The following is a 21,548-nucleotide window of genomic DNA, read 5'->3' as shown; positions in this document are numbered from 1 at the left end:
ATCTGGTGAAGACTTCGCTATAATGAGGATAACCTTTTCAAGATAGAAGTTAGACCCGGTTTTTTATAGGGACAGTACTGGAATCAACAGAAGGAGGAATTCAATATGGATCAGTTAAAAGTGAACGGAATTGGCTCATTCACGAAATTTGCGACAAATGGAAACATCCTGAAATTAAAGGATGCGACACTCGGTGAAGTAAAATTGTCGCTGAATGAAGCGAGTTCAATGACCATCGCCCCTGTCGATGAAGAAAATGGACTTTTCATCATTAAAGGGCAACAGCAGGAATCGCTTGTTGAACTGACGTTACCACGTCAATCCTGTGAGGTCGTTCACGCTTGGCTCCTCCATAAATTGAAACGCCACAAAAAAACGCGCTCGATTGCAACGAGCTGATGTGTAACGTAAAACGTCTTGAGTAGAGACCCTTATCTCTCCTCAAGACGTTATTTGTTTTCAAAAATTCGGCGGTGAATTTTCAGAAAATATTGTTTTATTAATTTCTTCATGTTATCCTTAGAAAAATTCAAACAGGAGGTTTTAAACATGACACACGCAACGCTCATCCAAGAACGACTGATTGTGATTAAGAGTAGGGACTGAAGATTCATTTCTCGTTTGAGAAAATGAAGATCCAGGCCCTTTTCGTCATTTCGACAAGGCGTCTGAGCAAACGACGCCTATCCACAAATTTAGTGGATGAGGCTTTTTTTATGAAATTAGGATGAATGGAGGACAACACATGTTTAAGACAAAAGATACATTTGCTCTAGGATTTATGATTTTTGCTTTATTTTTCGGTGCGGGTAACCTGATCTTCCCACCGGAACTCGGTGCGCTTGCGGGTTCACAGTTCCTTCCTGCCATCCTTGGTTTTATCGTAACGGGTGTCGGTCTTCCTTTGCTCGGCTTACTTGCAGTTGCCTCTATCGGAGGTGGCATCAAAACACTTGCTGCACCACTCCCTCGTTTTGTAGGTGCTGCCTTGACGTTCGCACTCTATGTTGCGATCGGTCCCTTTTTCGGGATTCCGCGAACATCGGTTGTCACGTATGAGCTCGGAGTCGTACCATTCCTTGGTGCTCCCTCACAAATGACGTTGATCATCTCATCGAGTCTCTTTTTCCTTGCCACACTTTATCTTGTACTACGACCAGGAAGATTACTTGAGATCATCGGGCGTTTCATCACACCATTATTACTGATTGCTCTTGCAGCATTAAGCATCAGTAGCATCATTTCGCCACTTTCGAGTGTCTCTTCACCAAACGAAGCGTATGAGACGACTGGACAGGCATTCATTCAAGGTTTCCTTCAAGGATACTTAACACTTGATGCACTCGGTGCCTTGGTATTTGGTGTCGTCGTACTGCATACATTGAAAAGCCGAGGCGTTCATGAACGAAAAGCACAATTTAAAGTCGTCACTCGTGCCGGAATCATCGCTGCCACTGCTTTGACTCTCGTCTATGTCGGACTTGGAATGATCGGACGTAACACATTTGCCGCCATCGGAAAAGTTGATGGTCCAGCACTTCTTCAGCATTATGCAAATACTGCCTTCGGCTCAATCGGTTTAGCTGTACTTGGTCTTGCGATCTTGCTTGCATGTTTGACGACATCAGTTGGTCTCGTCACCGCATTTGCAGAATATATGATGACGATTTCCAACCGTGTATCTTTAAAAGCGGCAAGTATCTTCACGACTGCTCTTGGTCTTACGGTATCCATCGTCGGATTGCAGACATTGTTATCCATCGCTGTTCCGGTATTGATGTTCCTTTATCCAATAGTCATCGTCTTGATCGCATTGACATTCATGCGTCACCTGTTCCGTCGTAAGTCGGTTGTTTATCAATCAACTCTTGGTGTAACGATTTTCTTTTCATTCTGTAGTGCGTTGAATCAACTTTCGCTTTTCCCGGGAAATCTTAAAACGTTCTATCAATCTTTACCTTTAGTGGATCAAAGTTTAGAATGGTTATTCCCAGCACTCATCGCCTTCGGTATCAGTTCATGGTTTGGACACGTTTCCAGTGCTTCTATTACACAAAAACGCGCTAGCTAGTGATTCCGCTTTCATCGCTATGGTATGATGAACAAAATGGTTCTATTAATGGAGGCGTCATATACATGGATAAGATTGCTTGGATTACCGACAGCATGGCTTTTTTTGAGCCAGGAGAGGCTGAAAAAATCGGAGTCCATGTGATACCGACTTTACTCATCTTAAACGGAGAGTCTTACCGGGAGTATGTCGATATCTCGATTGAACAGCTTGATCAAAAAATGCGAGAAGATGCTCACGCTTCACCGACGACTTCTCAACCGTCATTCGGTGACTTCGTGACCTTGTATGAACAATTACTTGAAGATGGCTATGATTACGGGTATGCGATTCATATCACGAGTGGATTGAGCGGAACGTATTCGAGTTCCGTCGCTGCAGCTGAAGCTGTCGGTTTCCCTTTATACGCGATTGATTCGTATACAGGTGCTGCGAATCAGCAAGAACTTGTCCGGATCGCACAACGACTCGTTGCTGCTGGTAAAGGTCCCGATGAAGTCATGTCTACGCTTGAGACATTCAAGCACAAATCGCATTTTTATCTGATCATCGGAAATATGGAGACGATGCGACGGAGCGGACGTGTCTCTGGAAGTCAGTTTTTATTAGCAAACATGCTCAATATTAAACCAATCGCTCAATTTAATGAGGAAGGACGGCTTGTCCCATTTAAAAAGGTCCGTTCCATCAAAAAAGCTTTTAAAGAAATGGTCAGTGAAATTTCATCAAAAGTCAGTGCTCATGGTGTATATGATCGGACGCTTTATGTCAGTCACACGCTCGCTCATGCCGCTGCTGAAGAATTACGGCGCTTGATTTCTACAGAACATCCGGAGCTTCAAGTACGCATTACCCAATTTGGTCCTTCCATCTTGGCACATGCTGGTGCTGAGACGGTCGGTGTGTACTGGTTCGATGAGATTCCTTTACCAACAACTTGATATCTTGCACGAAACGATGAAAACCGGACGGTCTGCTTGAGACCGTCCGGTTTTTTCATGTCGTTTCATACTTACGAAATAGTTCTTCTAATAATACGGCTTCGTCCGTCGTCCGTTGAATCGGCTCATGTGGAAGTGTGATTACTCTGGATAACGTCTCAGAAGGATATACATCAATCGAAACTTGTTCCATTTCGATGAGATACTCAAGGATGGAATCAAGTGATGTCTCCTTATTGAATTGACGAAGCCAATTTTCATATCGACGATCCACTTTTCCTTCTTTAAGCAAAATCTTTCCACCGTCAATGATCGCCCACTTCGGTGGCGCATCGATTTGAAAGAGTTCCAACTGCTGGTACTCTTCCATCGTTCGTTTCGTCACCGGAACAACACCGTTAATTGACACTAACCGTTTTAATCTAAGATGCGCTCGCATCGTCATGAAACGAGGTCGCCCAGCGACTCGCTCGACAAGCAACGTCGGCTTGTCGATGGAGCGCATCGTCTCTTCATCAAATAATAAACTATGATCAACATCTAACAGTAACATCAAGCCACTCCTTTTTTTCTACGGGAGACGATGAATGCATAGGAGCTACATAAAAGAATCGCGGCAAAACAATATCCACCGATGACATCTGAGAAATAGTGAACGTTTAAAATGATTCGAGAAGCTCCCATGGCGAGGAATAATCCAATCGTCACGATCGATACAAGTACCTTCCCACCTGTTTTCAAATGACGAAACGCAACGACGAGAAATCCGGCATAGACGGCAAAAGCCATCGCTGAGTGACCACTCGGAAAACTGTATCCTACACCACCAACCAGTTCATTTAATGAGGGGCGCTCTCGGACAAAGGCGAATTTAACGACTTGATTCAATCCACCTACTGATACTGCCATGAACACATACCAAATACTTGCAATGCGATCTCGCCACAAAACATAACTCAGTATTCCAAGTAAGACCGTCATCGTCATCGCCCCTGGACCTGATCCGAGTTGAGTGAACCAAGAAACGTAATCCCCTGGGACGTGTTGCGACATATATGACGATAATTGAGCATCAAATAAAAAATAGCCTGTTGTCCGAATGGAGACAGCGATGATCACGAATAAGACGACAGCAATGGATGCACCTATCCACGCCGCTCTTGCACCCCGCATCAGTATGTTCCCTTACGTTCTTCTAATTCTTCTGCTGAATAGTCTTCCTTATCTCGCAAACGATGCGCTAGTCGTCCGGATGCATTTGCTGCGATGGCCGCGACGATATCATCCATGAACGTGTTGACTTTTCCGTCCCCAAGCTTCGTATCGAGTTCTTTGATAATACCGACCTTTGCTTTATCCAAATAGCCGAACGTCGTAACCGCAATCGAACCATACGTGTTGACGGCACCAATCGCAATCGTCTCATCTACGCCAAATAGCCCTTCATCGCTTTGGATGATGGACAGGAGGGGTTCTGATAATAACCCTTTTTCCGCCAAGATGTCTAGTTCTGCTCCGACGAGAATCGCATGTTGTAATTCACGTTTTTCAAGAACACGTTCTACTGAACTGACACATGTTTCAATTGTCAGATCCACCGTGTAGGGGGCCTGCATTTGGTAAACGATCTCAGCGATTGCATGAATCGTCACCCCTCGTTCATGTAACTTATCGATAGCTGCCTGTTTGACCTCTTTTGAATGTGTTTTCTTCATGACTATATCCACCTCTCCAACAAAGTACTTCATTAGTATACACGTATTCTGAACCTCCTCTCAAACTTCTTTGACATCGACGCCAGAATCCGTCATGATTATTTTGTAAAGCGTTATCATTTCAGGGGAAAGTAGGGGATTTTCGATGAACATCGGGGTTGTATTGTTTCCATCGAAACGCGTTCAAGATTTTGCAAATTCATACCGAAAGAGATATGACTCGAAGTATGCACTGATCACACCTCATATCACGCTACGGGAGCGGATGGAAGTCGATGAGACAGAATTAGACCACATCGTGACGGAGTTGAATCGAATCGCGTCCGAAACGAAGCCTGTCAATTTGCACATCCAAGGAGCTCGTTCGTTCCATCCGACGAACAATGTCTTGTTCCTTAAAGTAATGCCGACGGATGAGTTAGAACAATTACATCGCGCTTTGCATACAGGACCACTCGAACATAAGCCGAAATACGATTTCTTGCCACACATCACAATCGGTCAAGAACTGTCGGATGTCGAACTGTTCGATGTACTAGAACGTCTCAAGATGGAAGATATCCGTTTCCAAGAGGACGTCACGAAAATGGCTTTATTGTATGAACTGGAGAACGGTGCTTGGAGTGTCTATGAGACATTCCGCTTCACAGGTCAATGAATGATTAAACTTCCCGGTCGAAGCTTCGACCGGGAAGTTTTAGTTCTGGTAATACACCGTATGCATTTGCCTGTTCTTCTAAAAAGTCGTCCGCTTCGTGTTCGCGGTAAGGGTCAGTTGGGCGTATCGGTTGAACTCGAGCGACTGGTTCAGTCTTTAGCTGTGGATCGACACGTACTTGACGATTGACATATTGTACGACTGTAAAATCGATTGCGTTCATCCTCTGCACTTCCTCTCTCCTTCAACATGTTCATATTTGACACTTCCCCGATCCAGCACAAAAAAAACCAAGCCCCCTTCTCAGGAAAGCTTGGTTCAATCTGTTATCTTTTAAAGAATGTGGAATCCACTATCGACGTGAAGGATTTCTCCTGTCACCCCACTCGACATTTGTGAAAGCAAGAACAGTCCACTTTGACCAATTTGTTCTGTCGTCACGTTACGATGAAGTGGCGCACGTTCTTCGATGCTATCAAGAATCGAATTGAAATCGCCGACACCTTTTGCGGATACTGTCCGAATTGGACCAGCTGAGATCGCATTGACACGAACGCCTTGCTGACCGTATTCAGCAGCGAGATAACGAACGCTTGCATCTAATGCGGCTTTCGCAACACCCATGACGTTGTAGTTCGGAACCATCTTCTCACCACCGAGGTACGTCAACGTGATGACGGATGCATCTTCCGTAAAGAAATCTTTCGCCGCTTTGACGACTGCTGTTAAGCTGTAAGCTGAAATATCAAGTGCTTGCGCGAACTGTTCACGCGTTACCCCAGAAAATTCACCACGAAGCGCTTCTTTATCCGCGAATGCGATCGAGTGAGCAATCCCTGAAATCTTCCCGTGGTCCGCATGAATCGTTTGGAAGACCTGTTCGATTTCTTCATCACTTGTAACATCACACGTATAATAAGAAGCTGGACGTGATAATTCTTGTCCTAATTTTTCAAGTGGTGCCTTAAAACGCTCCCCGACATATGTAAATGCCAGGCTTGCTCCAGCAGCGTCGAGCGCACGTGCGATGCCCCATGCAATCGAACGTTGGTTGATGACGCCCATGACGACGTACGTCTTGCCTTCGAGTGAAGGATAAATATTCATGATAAAGTCCCCCTTAAATTAGTACCTGGTAATAAAACCTATCTTCAGGTTACAAAAACGTAACGCTTCTGTCAACCATCGCTCTTGATATTGCGGATTTGATAAATTACGGTAATATAGAGAATGATAGAAAGTAGGGATGAAATGAATCGATTCAAATCATTTACACAACGTTATGATCATACGTTGCTTTTTTTACTCGCCTGTCTGATGGTCATCAGTATTATCGCCATCTATACAGCACAACCTTCGCTTAAAGGTGCGATCAGTGCCATCAACTTCTCTGCCAAACAAATTCAATGGTACGTCATCGGCTTCATGGCGTTATCGGTCGTCATTTTCATCGATTATGAACAGTTGAAGCGATTCCACTGGTTTTTATATGGAGCAGGTATCGTATCATTGATCGGTCTTGTCATTTTCCGTGGTACACCAATCGTCACTGAAATCAAAGGGGCATACGGTTGGTATCAGTTCCCCGTTATCGGTACGGTTCAACCGGCTGAGTTCATGAAGTTCTTTTTGATCGTTACGCTCGCTGCCGTCATTACCGAGCACAATGCGCGTTATGTTCAACATGAAAGAGATCTCTTGTTACTTATCAAGTTAGTCGCGGTTACAGCCTTGCCGCTCGGTCTTATCATCATTCAGCCCGATTTAGGGATCGGTTTGATTCTATGCGTCATCTTAGCATGTGCGATGTTGTTATCCGGACTAAACTGGAAATGGCTTTTGACGATGTTCGGTCTGTTCGCAGGAGCCGTCATCATCTTCTTTTACCTGTTCTTTTTCCAAAATGATTTACTCGCAACCTTTTTCCCAGGTCACGCGATGAACCGGATCATGGCTTGGTTGCAACCGTTCGAATATGCGGATGATCTGTCGTACCAGCTCGTCCAAGCAATCAACGCGACAGGTTCAGGGCAAATGTTCGGCGTTGGATACGGGAAACTGCAAGTGTTCGTTCCGGAATTGCATACAGACTTCATCTTTACGACGATTGCCTCTCACTACGGTTTCATCGGGGCTGCCATCGTCTTGATCGTCTTGTTCCTGTTCGTCTATCGCTTGATTCAGATTGCTCTCGAGACAGCTGATCCATTTGGTACCTATATCGTGACAGGATACGTCGCGATGTTTACGTTCCAAATTTTCCAAAACATCGGGATGACGATTGGTGTCTTACCGATCACAGGTCTTCCCCTACCGTTCATCAGTTATGGTGGATCAACGATGATCGTAAACCTCGTCGGTCTAGGATTGATCATGGCAATCGCCTCTCAATCTCGGATTTCCATGTTTGATGAAGACTAAACACAAATAAAAGGCAGTGGACCAAGTCCATTGCCTTTTATTTGTGTACTTTATCCTTCCAATCGAAGATCCTCAGGAAGTGGTGCTTCAAAACGAACCTGTTCTCCCGTCGCAGGATGAAGGAACGTTGCTGACGCACTATGAAGCGCCTGACGCGGAAGTAACGGGTTCCCTTGATACATCGTATCGCCAATCAAAGGATGCCCAAGAAAAGCAAGATGGACACGAATTTGGTGTGTCCGACCTGTCTCTAGTCGGATATCGAGTAATGAGATTTCTTGGTCAAAGGCTCGAACTAGACGGCTATTTAAGATATGCGTAATGGCTCGTTGACCATCTGGTCGTACCATCCGTTCCATGAAGGAATGATCGGTTTGACCAATCGGTTGATCAATTGTTTGTACCGGTACGTTTCCCGGTGCATACGCTAAATAATGTCGTTCTAATTCATTGGATCGTTGCATGAGACTCATCCGGTGATGGGCAAGCCCATGTTTCGCGAACAAGACAAGACCACTCGTATCACGATCGAGCCGATTAACGATATGGATTGCATACGGAATTCCTTGTTTTCGGTAATAACCAAGGACATAGTTCGATAATGAGCGTTCCGGATGCAGTCGAGACGGAATCGATGCCATGCCCGGCGGTTTATTGACGACGAGCAACCAATCATCTTCAAACAAAATATCAAGTTCCCCTTCTGTCGCCACCATATCCGGTGCTGGTGTCTCTTCCGGGAAGAAGACATGGACATGATCACCCGCGTGTAAGACGTCGTGGACGTTAACATGCTGACCATTACGCGTGATATCCCCATGATTTTTAATCGATACTAACATTTTTCGCGAAATCCCTAAGCGGGTCGTACAAAAATGACTGACACGCCAGCCATCCTCGATGTCAGTCACCATCTGTTGTAGCTGAAATCCATTCATGTTTCCATTTCCTTTACTTTAACGTCTTTCGTCTGCCAGGAAAGATTCCCGCACCCGTTGCCAGAACGGGAAAGAACGAAAACGAGCAAATTTCACTTTTTTATCAGAGACCCGGCATCGAATCGATGTCACGTTTTGATGAATGATTGAAGCATAGTGGTCATAGGTCATCTGAAAATCAATCGGATTGACGGGACGAATTTCGACATCATGATGTTTCGGTAACAACATCGGTGAGCCGATCGTCCGGTAAACACGATTGTTGATGGAAGCCATCTCTGTAATTTGAATTGCTTCGAGCGCCGGGTGAACGATCGCTCCGCCGAGTGCCTTATTGTACGCTGTCGAACCAGACGGTGTTGATACACACAACCCGTCCCCTCGAAATGTTTCGAAGTAGTCGCCTCGAATCGATAAATCGCAAACGAGCGTCTGATTAAAACTTTTAATCGTACATTCATTCAAGGCAAGCAGTTGGTTGTGTGAACCGTCCGCATAATCAATCGAGAGTTCAAGCAACGGGTATTGAACCGTCGCTAAATCCTGCTTCGCGATATGATCAATCAGTTCATCCATTTCTTCAGGGCGCCAATCCGCATAAAAACCAAGATGTCCCGTATGAATCCCAACAAGCGTAATTGTCTCTACTTGATCGAGATACGAATGAAACGCCTGTAACATCGTTCCGTCTCCACCAATCGAGACGACGATTTCCGGCTGGCTGACATCAAGAATACATCCCCGATCCGTCAATGCCTGCTCGAGTTGCTGTTTCAGCGCATGAGATCGCTCATCATCACGAGCCGTGATTGCAAAACGCATGGTCATCCCCCTACTCTTTTAATCGTTCAGACGCCTTAGCGTCGCGTTGAAAGACGAGTTGTGCATCTTGGATTTCTACTTTCAGCTGGCTCATCTCCGCATCAAGCAAAAATGCTGCCTCTGCTGCACGACGCAGACGCTCACGCGTCTCTTCTGGAATATTTCCTTGGTACTTATAATTCAACGAGTGTTCAATCGTTGCCCAGAAGTTCATCGCAAGCGTTCGAATTTGAATCTCGACTAACGTCGGAACTTCACCTTCGATCGTCTGTACCGGATAGGCAATGATGACGTGATACGATCGATAGCCACTATCCTTTTTTTGCGTAATGTAGTTCCGTTCTTCGACGATTTTAAAATCTCCGCGCGAGCGCAGCAGCTCAAGGACATGAATGATATCATCGACGAATTGACACATGATACGTAATCCGGCGATATCCTGCATGTCTTGTTCTAATGACTCACGCGCAATTGCTTTTCGTTCCGCTTTTTGAAGAATGCTCTTTACAGGTTTGACCCGTCCTGTGACAAATTCAATCGGTGAATGTTCTCCCCGTTGCTGAAATTGTTTACGAATCGCTTTTAGCTTAACTTTCAACTCATCGACCGCGATTTGATACGGTGCAAGAAATAAATCCCAATTTTCTTTTGTCATCTGATTTGTCACCACTTTTAATCGAATAGTATTGGTTCACTGCCTGTTCCTACCTCATTCATGTTATCATATTTTCAGACATTCAACTAGAAAGGCGTGATTCCGATTAGACAAGAATTGGAAATCGAATTCAAGAACTTATTGTCTGAACAAGAATATCTATCGTTATTTACCCATTATGCGTCAGCTAAACAACCTATTTGGCAAGCAAATGATTATTTTGATACGCCTGATTTTGAACTTCGAAAAAAAGGTGCTGCTTTACGGATTCGTGAGAAAAAACAAGGGCTCGTACTGACTTTAAAACAACCCCATAAGGAGGGGTTGCTTGAAACGCATGTCACGTTATCATCAACTGAAGCAGAAGATCTATTCAAATACGGTCTAATTCATTCCGAAGAGATGAACGAACAGCTAAAGTCATTTGATTTACAGGGATCTTTGGAGCATTTAGGTCGATTAGAGACAGAACGAATCGAAACCGTGCTCCCGGAAGGATTGCTTGTCCTTGATAAAAGTCGCTATCTCGGACATACCGATTATGAGTTAGAGTTTGAGGTCAGCAACTTCGAACAAGGGCAAAAGGATTTCGAGCGAATTCTTTCAGAACACGACATTCCACAGCGCAAAACAAAAAATAAAATCGTTCGCTTCATGGAACGTAAAGCGCTTTCTTGATTTTTCGTGTAAGAATGAACAAGCAAAACCTTTGCTCTTTCTTTTTTTTCGTTGCTAAAATAGGGTAACGATAACAACAGGAAGGGGTGAACGGATGGAACACGCACAATGTAACGGATCTTATTGTTCATTGGACGAACCATCGATTCAACAACCGACGAAACCTCTGGAAATCTATCATTTTCTAGATGTGACACAAACGGATGGTTTACGGTTGATACCCGTCCTCAAGAAGCTAGAGCTAGAATATGGTCATCTGTTCCGTCTTCGGACGATTGCAACGATTCCATGTGCTCCATCACGATCTGCATGCGATATGTCACCACTCGTCATTCTAAAAGCAATTGAACTTCAAGGAAAGACGTTTGGTATGCGATTCATGCGACGCCTTCGAATGCTTCATAACGTCGAAGGAGAAAGTGCTTATAGTCGGCCATCATTGATGCGGCTAGCAGAGGCTTTAACGGAGTATGGTTTGGATTTAGAAGAGTTTCATCGTGATGTCTCGTCGGATACGATTCAGCAAATGCTCGAGAAAGAAACCGAACTAGTCACCGAATGGGATGTTCGGATTCTTCCAACACTCGCTTTTGTCGGAGACGAAGAAGCGATCAAAGCAGAAGGACCTTATGAGTATTTGGTGTATGTCTCGATCTTAAGTGAATTACTAGATCATACGATCGAAAAACAACCGAAGCCACCACTCGAACAATTCTTGAGACGGTATGAAACAGCAACAACGGCTGAAATCGCCTTTATTTATGACGCTCCTGAATCCCAGATTGAACACGAATTAAAAAAACTGGTCTTGCAACAAAAATGTGCTTCTCTATCGTACTGTGATGGAAAAGTATGGCGTCATTTAAAAGATTCGGCACACGCATGATGAAAACAATAAAAAGGACAGTTCAGCGTGCTGAACTGTCCTTTTTGTGTTCAATCATAGACAAAAGAAAAAATCCCTCATGACGAGAAGGACTTTTTCTTTTGACCACTGGATGGGGGAAAAAGAGAATCGACTGGGGAATGTGACCCTCTTCACAATATAAGTATATCGTGGACTTCGCCTCTTTTCCACTATTTGTTCACTTTGTCACAAAGATGTCACTCTGCTAACAAAGCTTCAAATTCATCTAGGACACGTTCAAATTGACGCAGTGCTGCTTCAACTGGTGCTTTTGTTGTCATATCGACACCCGCAGCTTTTAGTACTTCGATTGGATAATCACTTGATCCCGCTTTTAAGAAATTGTTGATGTATCGCTCCACAGCAGGTTGTCCTTCTTCTAGAATCTGATCCGTCAAGGCAGCAGCAGCAGAAATGCCCGTTGCATACTGATAGACATAATAATTGTAATAGAAGTGTGGAATCCGAGCCCATTCTAGACCGATTTCTTCATCTAAGACAATTTCTTCTCCGAAGTATTTTTGATTCAACGCATAATACGTTGACGTTAGGAATTCCGGTGTCAGCGATTGTCCAAGACGAGCCGCATCATGAATTGCATGTTCGAACTCGGCGAACATCGTTTGTCGGAACAATGTTCCGCGGAAGGTTTCGAGTTGATTGTTTAATAGATAGAGTTTTTCTTTACGATCCGTTACTTTCTTCAATAAATAGTCGTTCAACAATGCTTCATTCGTCGTTGAGGCGACTTCTGCGACGAAGATTGAATAATCACCATATGGATACGGTTGAGATTTCCGCGTGTAATAACTATGGACGGAATGTCCGAATTCATGTGCGAGTGTAAAGAGGTTGTTGATGTTGTCTTGCCAGTTCATCAAAATGAACGGCTGTGTATCATAAGCACCAGAAGAGTAGGCTCCACTCCGTTTACCACGCGTCTCCCGGACATCAACCCAACGTTCAGACAATCCTTCTTCAAGGATGTGCTTATACTCTGCTCCGAGCGGCGCGAGCCCTTCGACCATCAATTGTTTCGCTTCCTCGTAAGAGACTTTCATCTCCACCTCAGAAACGAGCGGTGTGTACATATCATACACGTGTAGTTCATCGAGTCCGAGCACTCGCTTACGTAGGGCGACGTAACGATGGAGCAATGGTAAATGCTCATGTACCGCTTCAACTAATCCATCATATACGGACTCAGGAATCGCATTACCGTGTAAAGCTGCTGCGCGTGCCGATGGGAACTTTCGGACATCCGCATAGAAGTTGTCTTTCTTAACTGACCCAGCAAGTGTCGAAGCGAGCGTATTCGTGTATTTTGCATATGTTCCATACATCGCTTTAAATGCGGCTTCACGGACCGAACGATCAGATGATTCCAGGAATGTGATGAAGCGACCATGTGTCAACTCTGTCTCTTCTCCGTCTTCCCCTTTGATTTTCGGGAATGTCAGATCTGCATTGTTCAACATACCGAACGTCGTACCGGATTGACCGAGTACTTCTCCTGCCTTTGCAAGAATCGCTTCTTCCGCTTCCGTCAGGACGTGTTCACGCTCTTGATTCAATTCATCAAATGCATGACGATACATTGCAAGATCTGGATTCTCATTAAGATACGTCTCAATCGTTGACTCAGGTACAGCTAACAATTCTGGTGTCATGAAAGCAAGCGTTGCCCCGATTTGCGACGCGAGCGTTCGAGCACGGTCGTTCATGGCTTGGTAGAAGCTGTCTGCTGTATTTTCGTCATAACGCATGTGCGCGTATGTATAAAGCTTATAAAGGCGTCTTGAGACTTCGTCACGTAACTGTAACCCTTCATAGAGTGTTTCTGCACTCTGTCCAAGACGACCCTTATACTCGACGAGTAATGGAAGCATCGCTTTCACCGATTCGAATTCTTCTTCCCACGCTTCGTTCGTTGCGTAAATCGACTCTAGATTCCATGTTTCTGTAACGTCAACATCTTGACGTGTTAATACTTCTGCCATTTCCCTCACTCCTTTAATTCAGTTATACCTGTTTTCTTTTCGACAAACAATCGAAGTGCTCCTGCTAAAACAGCTTATTCGCCTCCTCAATCCGCTCCATCCATTCCCTGACGAGAGCACCAATCAAATCTCTTTCAATCGATAGATTCAATTTGTGAAGCAGTTGATTTATGACATATTCCAGACGGCTCAAAGTGTACCGCCCTTTTATCTCTAAAAAGACGACGATTTGAAATTCAAAGGGATGGACGGGTAGAAATAATAGACGTGTGATGGGGAGAAAGGCAAAAAAGGGAAGATTTTGTAGATGGAAACCTGATTGATACAGTGGGATCTTGAGGATGCGTGGAGGTAATGAAGGATAAAAAGGACGTCGACGATAGCGATGAACGATTCCTTGCCATCGAGCGATTGAAAATTTCCGAGGAAATGATGAAGGTTCTTTCGAAAGAAAATCAGATAATGAGAGCGGTTGAACCGTACAATAGACATGATGTTTTGCAAAAGGAACCGGATGTCGAAATCTCCGGATTTGATTCTCGACGATCAGATCCAAGTAATCATGTTGTAAAAATGCTTGTCGCATCCAACCTTGCAATCGCAACGTGACACCATGTGAAGGATGAAATCCGATCCACCGAACCGTTTGTTCTTGTTTCGCATCAAGCCTGGCTCGTCTGATCCATTCCTCTGCTGACATCGGAGAACGTTGAATTTCAATCCCGATTTTCTTTTCTGGTATCCACAGATCAAAACGTCTCTCCCCAGTCATCCATTCAATTTCGACTTGGATACCTGCGTTTATTAAAGAATCGGCAATGCGCTTTTTCCAGGACATATGAACACTACTTTCTCCTGAACAAGCTGAGATATGTGCAAAATGTGGTCGTCGTCCTTGCCTGACGCGCAAGGGCTTCAGGCAATACGGACAACGTAAGGACATCGCTTTTAATTCATGGATGGGAAATCTGTGAATCATGATGCGTTTACCAGAAGCATCAATGGCTTCAAACATCTGAATCGTCCCCTTTTTCTAGAGTAACGGTGAGAATAAACGTGAAATCGATTCAATCAATCGACGGCGTAATGGACGCCGATGGAACATATCAGCATCAACTTGTGTCGAATGGCTAAAATCTTCATAAAAATCACGTGTTAGTTCATGGACAGAGTTCGTTCCATATAAGAAAGCATTCACTTCGAAATTCAAATGAAAACTACGTAAATCCATGTTCGCTGTCCCAATCGTTGCGATGGAGTCGTCAACAACGATGACTTTAGAGTGCATGAACCCTTTATTGTACTCGTAAATTTTCACACCAGCTCGTAGCAAGTCATCAAAATATGAACGGCTCGCATAAAATACGATTTTATGGTCTGGAAAGCTCGGTAGCAGAATACGAACATCAATCCCAGCCATAGCAGCTGTCTTCAGTGCTGTCATGAGATCTTCGTCGGGTATCAAATACGGGGAAGCAATATAGACCGATTCACGCGCTTCCGTGATGAGCCCGAAGTAAAGTGATTTCATTGCCTCATGTGGCTCATCAGGACCGCTCGCAATGATTTGAACACCCCCTGTTGCTTCTTCAACGTACTCAAGTGGCTCCATGTAAAACGGTGTAAACAGCCGTTCACCTGTCATGTAATACCAGTCTTGGAGAAAAATCAGTTGGAGTTCAGAGACAGCCTCTCCCCTTACGAGAAGATGGGTATCACGCCAAAAACCAAAATGTTGATCACGACCGATATACTCATCCCCAATGTTGATTCCGCCTGTAAATGCAACCGTTCCATCGATGACGACGATTTTCCGATGATTCCGGTAGTTCGATTTACTCGAAATAAACGGTAAGACGACAGGGAAAAACGCGCGAACCTCAACGCCAGCCGCCTGCATCTTCTTGAAATAATGCTTATCCGTCGAAAAACATCCGACGGCATCATAAAGAAAACGGACCTCGATTCCTTGCTCGGCCTTTTCAATCAACGCTTCCTGTAACTGAAGCGCAAGTTGATCATCCCGTACGATATAGTACTCCAAATGAATATGATGCTGTGCTTGACGAATCTCTTCTAAAAGAATCGGAAACTTTTCCTGACCATTCGTCAAGATTCTTGTATGTGTATTATACGAAATCGGAAGACGACTGATTGAATCGATAAGTGTCACAACTTTTCCATAACGCCCTTCTTGGAACACTGATTGGTGTACCCCTGCCTTAAACTGGGTACGATATTTAATGTAAGACTCCTCATCAAGCATTGCCTTCAGTCGAAACATTCGTTTTCGGCGGTAGTTCTGACCAAATGTGAAATACACGAATACGCCAACGACAGGCAATGCCATCATGACGAGTGCCCAGACGAGCGTTCGTTCTGGGTTTCGATTTTCGAGTAGAATGATGACGAACACGCTCATGACGACCAAAATGATGACGATGGACAGCCATCCTACCATATAGACACTCCAATAGTAGGATAAAAAGGCAATCAAGCCGATGGTCAAGATGAGGGTCATGAGAAGTTGTACACGTCGTAGCATGAATCCCCCTCCTTTTATGTAAGTAGTACAAATCGTATTTAAACTGATGACAGAAAGGAAGCGTTTAAATGGGTACGTATATCATTACTGGTGCAACAAGTGGAATTGGTGAGGCAACTGCCCTTCAACTCATCCGGGAGGGACATACTGTCCTTGCGATTGGTCGTAATGAAGAAAAAGGATCCTCGCTTGAATCAAATGGAGAAGGACGTTTATATTTCTTCCCTGTCGACTTAGCTGATTCCTCTGCAATCGATGCGTTCTTTGAAGAAACACAAGAAGATTTCCCAGAAATCGATGGTATTTTTAACAATGCAGGTACTTTCGGGAAACCCGTTGCACCTGAACGTGTCTCCGATCAACAAAAAGAAGTATTCCAAGTGAACTATCACGCACCCGAACGAATCATCCAGCTCGCGACGAAACGCTTTTCAAAAGGTGCTTCCATCGTCAATAATAGCGCCATCGTAGGTCATGTTAAGTTTCCAGCAATGCTACTGCCTTACGCTTCGTCTAAAAGTGCTTTACTGACGCTAACAAAGACATACGCCGCCCGCTTCCATGGTAAGTACCGATTTAATGCTATTTGCCCGGGACCAGTCGATACAGCGCTCAGTCATGCGTTATATGGCGGGAAAGATAAATTTGACCTCGCAATGAAACATCACCTTCGAGGTGAGCCTGCACAACCTTCTGAAATCGCTGAGGTCGTTTGTTTCTTACTATCAAATAAAGCAAGTTACATCAACGGTCAAGCGCTCATCGTAGATGGAGGCTATACCCTCACTTAATACCAGAACAAAAGGAGGTATCACGATATGTGATCCTCCTTTTCCTCGCACTTTTTCTGACCTTAGTTCGGAAAATGTTTCCGAATGAACGGAAAGACATCTGAAGCAATGATCTGTTTCCCGTATTCAGCTACAGGATGTATCGTTTGTTCGCTGAACTGGAGATACTCTGCGATTAAACTCATGACGTTTTCTTGCGCTTCTACGTTCACATCATCTTCGAAATGAACATGCAGTAAATAGAGTCCATCTTTCTGATAAAGCGCTGTTTCAAGTTCTGCGAATACAGGAGCATTCGCATATTGGCTGAGCGCGATGATATGTTCGAAATCGCGAGTTTCAAATAAAACATCTTGGCTTAACTCTGTATCTTTATCTTCTGTCTCAGACATCGCTGATCGTAAAAGTGAATCGAGTTCGTCTTCATCGACTTGCTCACCATCAACTGCATTTTTCGCGATCGTTACAGTGACTTCAAGACCTTTTTCAAATGCTTGCACTTGTATCCATAGTGGACCTTCGAAGGAGATGGACTCTTTTTCATTCGCTTCGTCCATCATCTGCCAGAATAACTGTTCTCCCCGTTCCCGGTTATACCAAATCTCATCTCGGGCAAAACCACGGCGTTCGATGTCGGTGTACGTGATGAAGAACTTGACCGTATTGTCATTGACGCGTTCGATTTTCAAACTGTCCACTCCTTTCTTCTCGTTCCTTATCTAGAATACGAACGAGGACATGACTTGGATTTATAGTTTTGAATCCGAAGGATATATTTCTATTCCTTTGTTATCTTTATTTTAACCTTTTTTATCGGTAACAAAAAGCACACTGCTCACGAAGCAGTGTGCTTTTTAAAATTACTCGTTTACGAGACGCTGTGCTTCCAAAAGTTGGAATGTACGCACCTTGCGCGGTAAGAATCGACGGATTTCATCCTCGTTGTATCCCACTTGAAGGCGTTTTTCATCAATCAAGATTGGGCGACGCAATAATCCCGGATATTCTTGAATCAAATCGTATAGATGCTGCAACGATAAGTTTTCAACGGAAACATCGAGTTTCGAGAAGACTTTTGAACGTGTTGAGATAATCTCGTCCGTTCCATCTTCCGTCATACGAAGAATCTGTTTGATTTCATCGAGCGATAATGGTTCTGAAAAGATATTACGTTCAACGAACGGGATTTCATGTTCTTCAAGCCACGCGCGTGCTTTCCGACAAGAAGTACAACTTGGTGAAGTATAGAGTGTTACCATTGAAAAACATCCTCCCCCTGATTTAACATCATTCAATACCTATGTGAATAAGCAGATATTGATGATGGTTCTATTACTTGACAGTTTACATCTAATAAAGCAGAAAACCTAGCTTTTTTATAAAGATGAAAGAACTTTTCGTAAAAAAGCTTGTTAAAGCCACCACGTGGCTTTAACAAGCTGGCGTGTGATCAAATGGCTGAGAAATCGTCTCTTTTGCTTTAGGAAGTTTCATTTCTTTCAGTTTTTTCTCTAAAATATCCCGCAAAAGGCGCTTCTTCAGCTTTTTCTTCTTGTCACGTTCTTTCATATTCCGACACCCCAATCGGCCCGAAACAGAACTAACAACCATACGAAAGCAAAATAATCATCTTCTACATTAGTAAGTATACCACGTATCTCAAAAATCTATTCCTACTTTAAGCAATTAAATATGTGAGATTGTCGATTGAGGAATGAAAAACAGTTGCAATTTCTTTCAAATTTCTGTAGAGTGTATAGAAATATCAACGCTCAGAAAGGAGTTTTTCATTCATGGCATTAACACTTGTCACGATTCTCGATCATCCGATCGCTCAAAAATATTTATCTCGTTCTGGCTTGAATCATGCGATTTCAGTAGCGGAACGCGCACTGACGCTTGCTACGAAACGCGGCTTAGATGCTGACACTGCTACGAAGGCAGCACTCTTACATGATATCGGTCATTACGAATGGTATACCGATGGCACTTGGAACTATGATTTATATCGCCAAAATGATATTCATGCCATTAAAGGAGCTGAACGTGCTCACAAACTATTGATTCGCCTTGGTGAAGAACCAGCACGTGCAAAAGAAATTGCTCTCGCTGTTCTTTTGCATACGGATTCTTATCTTCCACCAGGTGCGATCAATCGAACACCTCTTCAACAACTTGTCCATGATGCGGATACGCTGGAAGAACAGCCGGGCGGACTCCATCATTACGAAAAAATTGACTTTGAAGAAGCCATGCGTCGTCTTGATGCAATCGATGCAGTCGTCCATCGATTTGCTCATCTACCGCGTATCGCATCAGAAAATTAAAAGGCATTTCCACGATCAACGTGGAAATGCCTTTTTGCTTTAACGATTATACGAGTTGCGCTTGGTACGCTTCAAGTTCTGCATCCGTCATCGAAACGAAGTGACCTGGCTCGATTTCACGAAGTGGTGGAATGCTCGAATCTTCATCCGATTTCCCAACCGGTCCACTCGTCGGACGATCAAAGATAATCCGTTTACGTGTCCGCTCGTGCTCTGGATCCGGAAGCGGAATCGCAGATAAAAGTGACTTCGTATAAGCATGAACAGGATTCTCATACAGACGATCCGCATCACACAATTCAACGAGGTGACCCTGATACATAACACCAATCCGGTCTGAGATATACTTAACCATCGATAAATCGTGGGCGATGAACAAGTATGTCAAACTGCGATCACGTTGCAGTTTTTTCATCAAGTTGACGACTTGGGCTTGAATCGATACGTCGAGTGCTGAAATCGGCTCATCCGCAATGATGAAGTCCGGCTCTACAGCAAGTGCGCGTGCGATACCAATCCGTTGACGCTGACCACCTGAGAACTCGTGCGGGTAACGACTCGCGTGTTCTTTCGTCAAACCAACAGTCTCAAGCAAATCATATACACGGTTATTGCGCTCTTCTTTTGAGTTTGCTAAACCATGAATATCGATTCCTTCAGCGATGATATCACCAACCGTCATCCGTGGATTTAACGATGCATACGGATCTTGGAAGATCATTTGCATTGCACGGTTGAATTTCAATTTGTCTTTACGTGATTTCTTACCATGAACGTTTTCACCTTTGAAGATGACTTCGCCGTCTGTCGCTTCGTATAAACCAATGATCGAGCGACCAGTCGTAGACTTACCACAGCCTGACTCTCCAACGAGGCCAAGTACTTCGCCTTCGTAGATATCAAATGAAAGTCCATCAACCGCTTTAACGACGCGTCCACGTCCAATATTGAAATGTTGCTTCAAGTTTTTTACTTCAAGTAATTTATTACGGTTTTCCATTATTTCAGACCGCCTTTCAGAAGCGATTTTGAGAACACGCTGTCCGGACGGTATTTTAACGCCAAGTCACGGATTGCAGCAGGTGGTTCGACGTATGGAGCTTGTGGATGTAGCAACCACGTCGCCGCTTCGTGTGTATCTGAGATTTTGAAGAAAGGTGGTTCTTTCTCGAAATCAATCTTCATCGCATATTTGTTACGCGGTGCAAACGCATCACCGACTGGTGGATGCATCAAGTTCGGTGGAGTTCCTGGAATCGCAGGAAGATCTTGTGAACGGTCATCAGATGGACGTGGCATTGAACCTAGTAGTCCCCAAGTATATGGATGACGCGGCTCATAGAAGATCTCATCTACTGTACCTTTTTCAATCAATTTACCAGCATACATGACGGCTACACGGTCAGCCATGTTCGCTACGACACCTAAGTCGTGCGTAATGAAGATGATTGCTGTACCCGTTTTTTGCTGAATGTCTTTCAATAACTCAAGGATCTGAGCTTGAATCGTAACATCGAGTGCAGTCGTCGGCTCATCGGCAATCAACACTTTCGGATTACATGCAAGCGCGATTGCGATGACGATCCGTTGACGCATCCCACCCGATAATTGGTGCGGATATTGTTTCAGACGCGCTTCTGGATTCGGAATTCCTACGAGTGTCAAAAGTTCGAGTGTACGCTTTTTCGCTGCGTCGCCTGTTAAGCCTTGGTGACGTTTTAATCCTTCAGCGATTTGTTTATAAATCGTCATCGTCGGGTTAAGTGATGTCATCGGATCTTGGAAAATCATTGCGATATCACGACCGCGGACTTTTTGCATTTCTTTATCCGAAAGCTTAACGAGGTCACGACCTTCAAATAAGATTTCACCTTGTGTGATTTCACCTGGTGGGTTTGGAATCAAACGCATGATCGCTTTTGAAGTAACCGATTTACCAGAACCAGACTCACCAACGATTGCGAGTGTCTCGCCTTTTTTCAAATCAAACGATACACCGCGGACGGCTTGTACCGTCCCGGCATACGTATGGAAAGCGACATTCAGGTCGCGAACAGATAAAATAGTTTCCATTGTGAA

25 protein-coding genes are annotated in these 21,548 nt (G+C 44.2%); 9 read left to right on the top strand and 16 right to left on the bottom strand.

Features of this window, described 5'->3' with window-relative positions; genetic code table 11:
• Positions 1-105 precede the first annotated feature (105 nt).
• The 3 genes from KNQ14_RS03795 to KNQ14_RS03785 all read left to right on the top strand — a co-directional run bounded on the left by KNQ14_RS03795 (position 106) and on the right by KNQ14_RS03785 (position 3,012).
• The gene (locus tag KNQ14_RS03795; protein ID WP_050677561.1) at positions 106-399 is read left to right on the top strand and encodes a hypothetical protein; all 294 of its coding nucleotides are present in this window, start codon (positions 106-108) and stop codon (positions 397-399) included.
• 346 nt (positions 400-745) lie between these two features.
• Positions 746-2,071 carry a branched-chain amino acid transport system II carrier protein gene (gene brnQ, locus KNQ14_RS03790; RefSeq protein WP_214858069.1) on the top strand — a complete coding sequence of 442 codons (1,326 nt, stop codon included), beginning with the start codon at positions 746-748 and terminating at the stop codon, positions 2,069-2,071.
• Between the two features lie 65 nt (positions 2,072-2,136).
• Positions 2,137-3,012: a DegV family protein gene (locus KNQ14_RS03785; protein ID WP_214805206.1), complete on the top strand. Its 876-nt coding sequence runs from the start codon at positions 2,137-2,139 to the stop codon at positions 3,010-3,012.
• A 55-nt stretch (positions 3,013-3,067) separates the two neighbouring features.
• Here KNQ14_RS03785 and KNQ14_RS03780 read toward each other — a convergent pair whose 3' ends face one another.
• The 3 genes from KNQ14_RS03780 to KNQ14_RS03770 are packed head-to-tail and all read right to left on the bottom strand — an operon-like array spanning position 3,068 to position 4,727.
• On the bottom strand, positions 3,068-3,565 hold the full coding sequence (locus KNQ14_RS03780; RefSeq protein ID WP_214859674.1) for a hypothetical protein: 498 nt from the start codon (positions 3,563-3,565) through the stop codon (positions 3,068-3,070).
• Positions 3,565-4,185 (bottom strand): phosphatase PAP2 family protein, encoded by a 621-nt coding sequence (locus KNQ14_RS03775; RefSeq protein WP_214859672.1) that lies wholly within the window; start codon positions 4,183-4,185, stop codon positions 3,565-3,567. The genes KNQ14_RS03780 and KNQ14_RS03775 overlap by 1 nt, the downstream gene beginning before the upstream one ends.
• A complete protein-coding gene (locus KNQ14_RS03770; RefSeq protein WP_034786059.1) occupies positions 4,185-4,727 on the bottom strand; it encodes a phosphatidylglycerophosphatase A family protein in 543 nt (180 codons plus the stop codon). Before KNQ14_RS03770 ends, KNQ14_RS03775 begins: the two co-directional genes overlap by 1 nt.
• A 145-nt stretch (positions 4,728-4,872) precedes the next feature.
• Between KNQ14_RS03770 and KNQ14_RS03765 the strand changes: the two genes are divergently transcribed.
• Entirely contained in the window at positions 4,873-5,385 is a 513-nt protein-coding gene (locus KNQ14_RS03765; RefSeq protein ID WP_023468877.1) for a YjcG family protein, read from the top strand.
• Positions 5,386-5,389: 4 nt separating this feature from the next.
• Here the strand turns inward: KNQ14_RS03765 and KNQ14_RS03760 are convergent, their stop codons facing one another.
• Both KNQ14_RS03760 and fabI read right to left on the bottom strand, forming a co-directional pair.
• On the bottom strand, positions 5,390-5,608 hold the full coding sequence (locus KNQ14_RS03760; RefSeq protein WP_023468878.1) for a hypothetical protein: 219 nt from the start codon (positions 5,606-5,608) through the stop codon (positions 5,390-5,392).
• A gap of 110 nt (positions 5,609-5,718) precedes the next feature.
• The gene (gene fabI / locus KNQ14_RS03755; protein WP_029342212.1) at positions 5,719-6,492 is read right to left on the bottom strand and encodes an enoyl-ACP reductase FabI; all 774 of its coding nucleotides are present in this window, start codon (positions 6,490-6,492) and stop codon (positions 5,719-5,721) included.
• A gap of 144 nt (positions 6,493-6,636) precedes the next feature.
• Here fabI and KNQ14_RS03750 point away from each other — a divergent pair, with 144 nt between their 5' ends.
• Entirely contained in the window at positions 6,637-7,806 is a 1,170-nt protein-coding gene (locus KNQ14_RS03750; protein WP_029342211.1) for an FtsW/RodA/SpoVE family cell cycle protein, read from the top strand.
• Between the two features lie 50 nt (positions 7,807-7,856).
• Here the strand turns inward: KNQ14_RS03750 and KNQ14_RS03745 are convergent, their stop codons facing one another.
• The 3 genes from KNQ14_RS03745 to yjbM are packed head-to-tail and all read right to left on the bottom strand — an operon-like array spanning position 7,857 to position 10,221.
• Complete coding sequence (locus KNQ14_RS03745; RefSeq protein WP_214859670.1) at positions 7,857-8,744, bottom strand: RluA family pseudouridine synthase; 888 nt, start codon at positions 8,742-8,744, stop codon at positions 7,857-7,859.
• 18 nt (positions 8,745-8,762) lie between these two features.
• Positions 8,763-9,566 (bottom strand): NAD kinase, encoded by an 804-nt coding sequence (locus KNQ14_RS03740; protein ID WP_023468882.1) that lies wholly within the window; start codon positions 9,564-9,566, stop codon positions 8,763-8,765.
• Between the two features lie 10 nt (positions 9,567-9,576).
• Positions 9,577-10,221, bottom strand: coding sequence for a GTP diphosphokinase (gene yjbM / locus KNQ14_RS03735; RefSeq protein WP_035396676.1), 645 nt, complete (start codon positions 10,219-10,221; stop codon positions 9,577-9,579).
• A 96-nt stretch (positions 10,222-10,317) separates the two neighbouring features.
• Between yjbM and KNQ14_RS03730 the strand changes: the two genes are divergently transcribed.
• Together KNQ14_RS03730 and KNQ14_RS03725 are read left to right on the top strand one after the other, a co-directional pair.
• Positions 10,318-10,899: a CYTH domain-containing protein gene (locus KNQ14_RS03730; protein ID WP_371743322.1), complete on the top strand. Its 582-nt coding sequence runs from the start codon at positions 10,318-10,320 to the stop codon at positions 10,897-10,899.
• A gap of 94 nt (positions 10,900-10,993) precedes the next feature.
• A complete protein-coding gene (locus tag KNQ14_RS03725) occupies positions 10,994-11,785 on the top strand; it encodes a DsbA family protein (RefSeq protein WP_029342209.1) in 792 nt (263 codons plus the stop codon).
• A 218-nt stretch (positions 11,786-12,003) separates the two neighbouring features.
• On the opposite strand, the gene pepF is transcribed toward KNQ14_RS03725, so the two are convergent.
• The 3 genes from pepF to cls all read right to left on the bottom strand — a co-directional run bounded on the left by pepF (position 12,004) and on the right by cls (position 16,351).
• A complete protein-coding gene (pepF, locus tag KNQ14_RS03720; protein ID WP_050677569.1) occupies positions 12,004-13,806 on the bottom strand; it encodes an oligoendopeptidase F in 1,803 nt (600 codons plus the stop codon).
• Between the two features lie 64 nt (positions 13,807-13,870).
• Entirely contained in the window at positions 13,871-14,821 is a 951-nt protein-coding gene (locus KNQ14_RS03715; protein ID WP_214859668.1) for a competence protein CoiA family protein, read from the bottom strand.
• An 18-nt stretch (positions 14,822-14,839) separates the two neighbouring features.
• Positions 14,840-16,351 carry a cardiolipin synthase gene (gene cls / locus KNQ14_RS03710; protein ID WP_214859666.1) on the bottom strand — a complete coding sequence of 504 codons (1,512 nt, stop codon included), beginning with the start codon at positions 16,349-16,351 and terminating at the stop codon, positions 14,840-14,842.
• Positions 16,352-16,419: 68 nt separating this feature from the next.
• Here cls and KNQ14_RS03705 point away from each other — a divergent pair, with 68 nt between their 5' ends.
• Positions 16,420-17,142, top strand: coding sequence for an SDR family NAD(P)-dependent oxidoreductase (locus KNQ14_RS03705; protein ID WP_058705426.1), 723 nt, complete (start codon positions 16,420-16,422; stop codon positions 17,140-17,142).
• Between the two features lie 62 nt (positions 17,143-17,204).
• Here KNQ14_RS03705 and mecA read toward each other — a convergent pair whose 3' ends face one another.
• The 3 genes from mecA to KNQ14_RS03690 form a co-directional block, all read right to left on the bottom strand.
• Entirely contained in the window at positions 17,205-17,840 is a 636-nt protein-coding gene (mecA, locus tag KNQ14_RS03700) for an adaptor protein MecA (protein WP_369815310.1), read from the bottom strand.
• Between the two features lie 162 nt (positions 17,841-18,002).
• Complete coding sequence (spxA, locus tag KNQ14_RS03695; RefSeq protein WP_012370920.1) at positions 18,003-18,401, bottom strand: transcriptional regulator SpxA; 399 nt, start codon at positions 18,399-18,401, stop codon at positions 18,003-18,005.
• A 172-nt stretch (positions 18,402-18,573) separates the two neighbouring features.
• On the bottom strand, positions 18,574-18,711 hold the full coding sequence (locus KNQ14_RS03690) for a hypothetical protein (protein ID WP_023468890.1): 138 nt from the start codon (positions 18,709-18,711) through the stop codon (positions 18,574-18,576).
• Positions 18,712-18,935: 224 nt separating this feature from the next.
• Between KNQ14_RS03690 and KNQ14_RS03685 the strand changes: the two genes are divergently transcribed.
• Positions 18,936-19,469 (top strand): HD domain-containing protein, encoded by a 534-nt coding sequence (locus KNQ14_RS03685; RefSeq protein ID WP_029342203.1) that lies wholly within the window; start codon positions 18,936-18,938, stop codon positions 19,467-19,469.
• Between the two features lie 46 nt (positions 19,470-19,515).
• Here the strand turns inward: KNQ14_RS03685 and KNQ14_RS03680 are convergent, their stop codons facing one another.
• Both KNQ14_RS03680 and KNQ14_RS03675 read right to left on the bottom strand, forming a co-directional pair.
• Entirely contained in the window at positions 19,516-20,469 is a 954-nt protein-coding gene (locus KNQ14_RS03680; protein ID WP_029342202.1) for an ABC transporter ATP-binding protein, read from the bottom strand.
• Positions 20,469-21,542 carry an ABC transporter ATP-binding protein gene (locus tag KNQ14_RS03675; protein ID WP_029342201.1) on the bottom strand — a complete coding sequence of 358 codons (1,074 nt, stop codon included), beginning with the start codon at positions 21,540-21,542 and terminating at the stop codon, positions 20,469-20,471. The genes KNQ14_RS03680 and KNQ14_RS03675 overlap by 1 nt, the downstream gene beginning before the upstream one ends.
• Between the last annotated feature and the right edge of the window lie 6 nt (positions 21,543-21,548).

Origin of the sequence: Exiguobacterium sp. s161 (assembly GCF_018619045.1) — a bacterium.
Lineage (GTDB): Bacteria > Bacillota > Bacilli > Exiguobacteriales > Exiguobacteriaceae > Exiguobacterium_A > Exiguobacterium_A indicum.
Note: the sequence above shows the minus strand (reverse complement) of the source record. Positions and strands in the feature narration are given on the sequence as shown.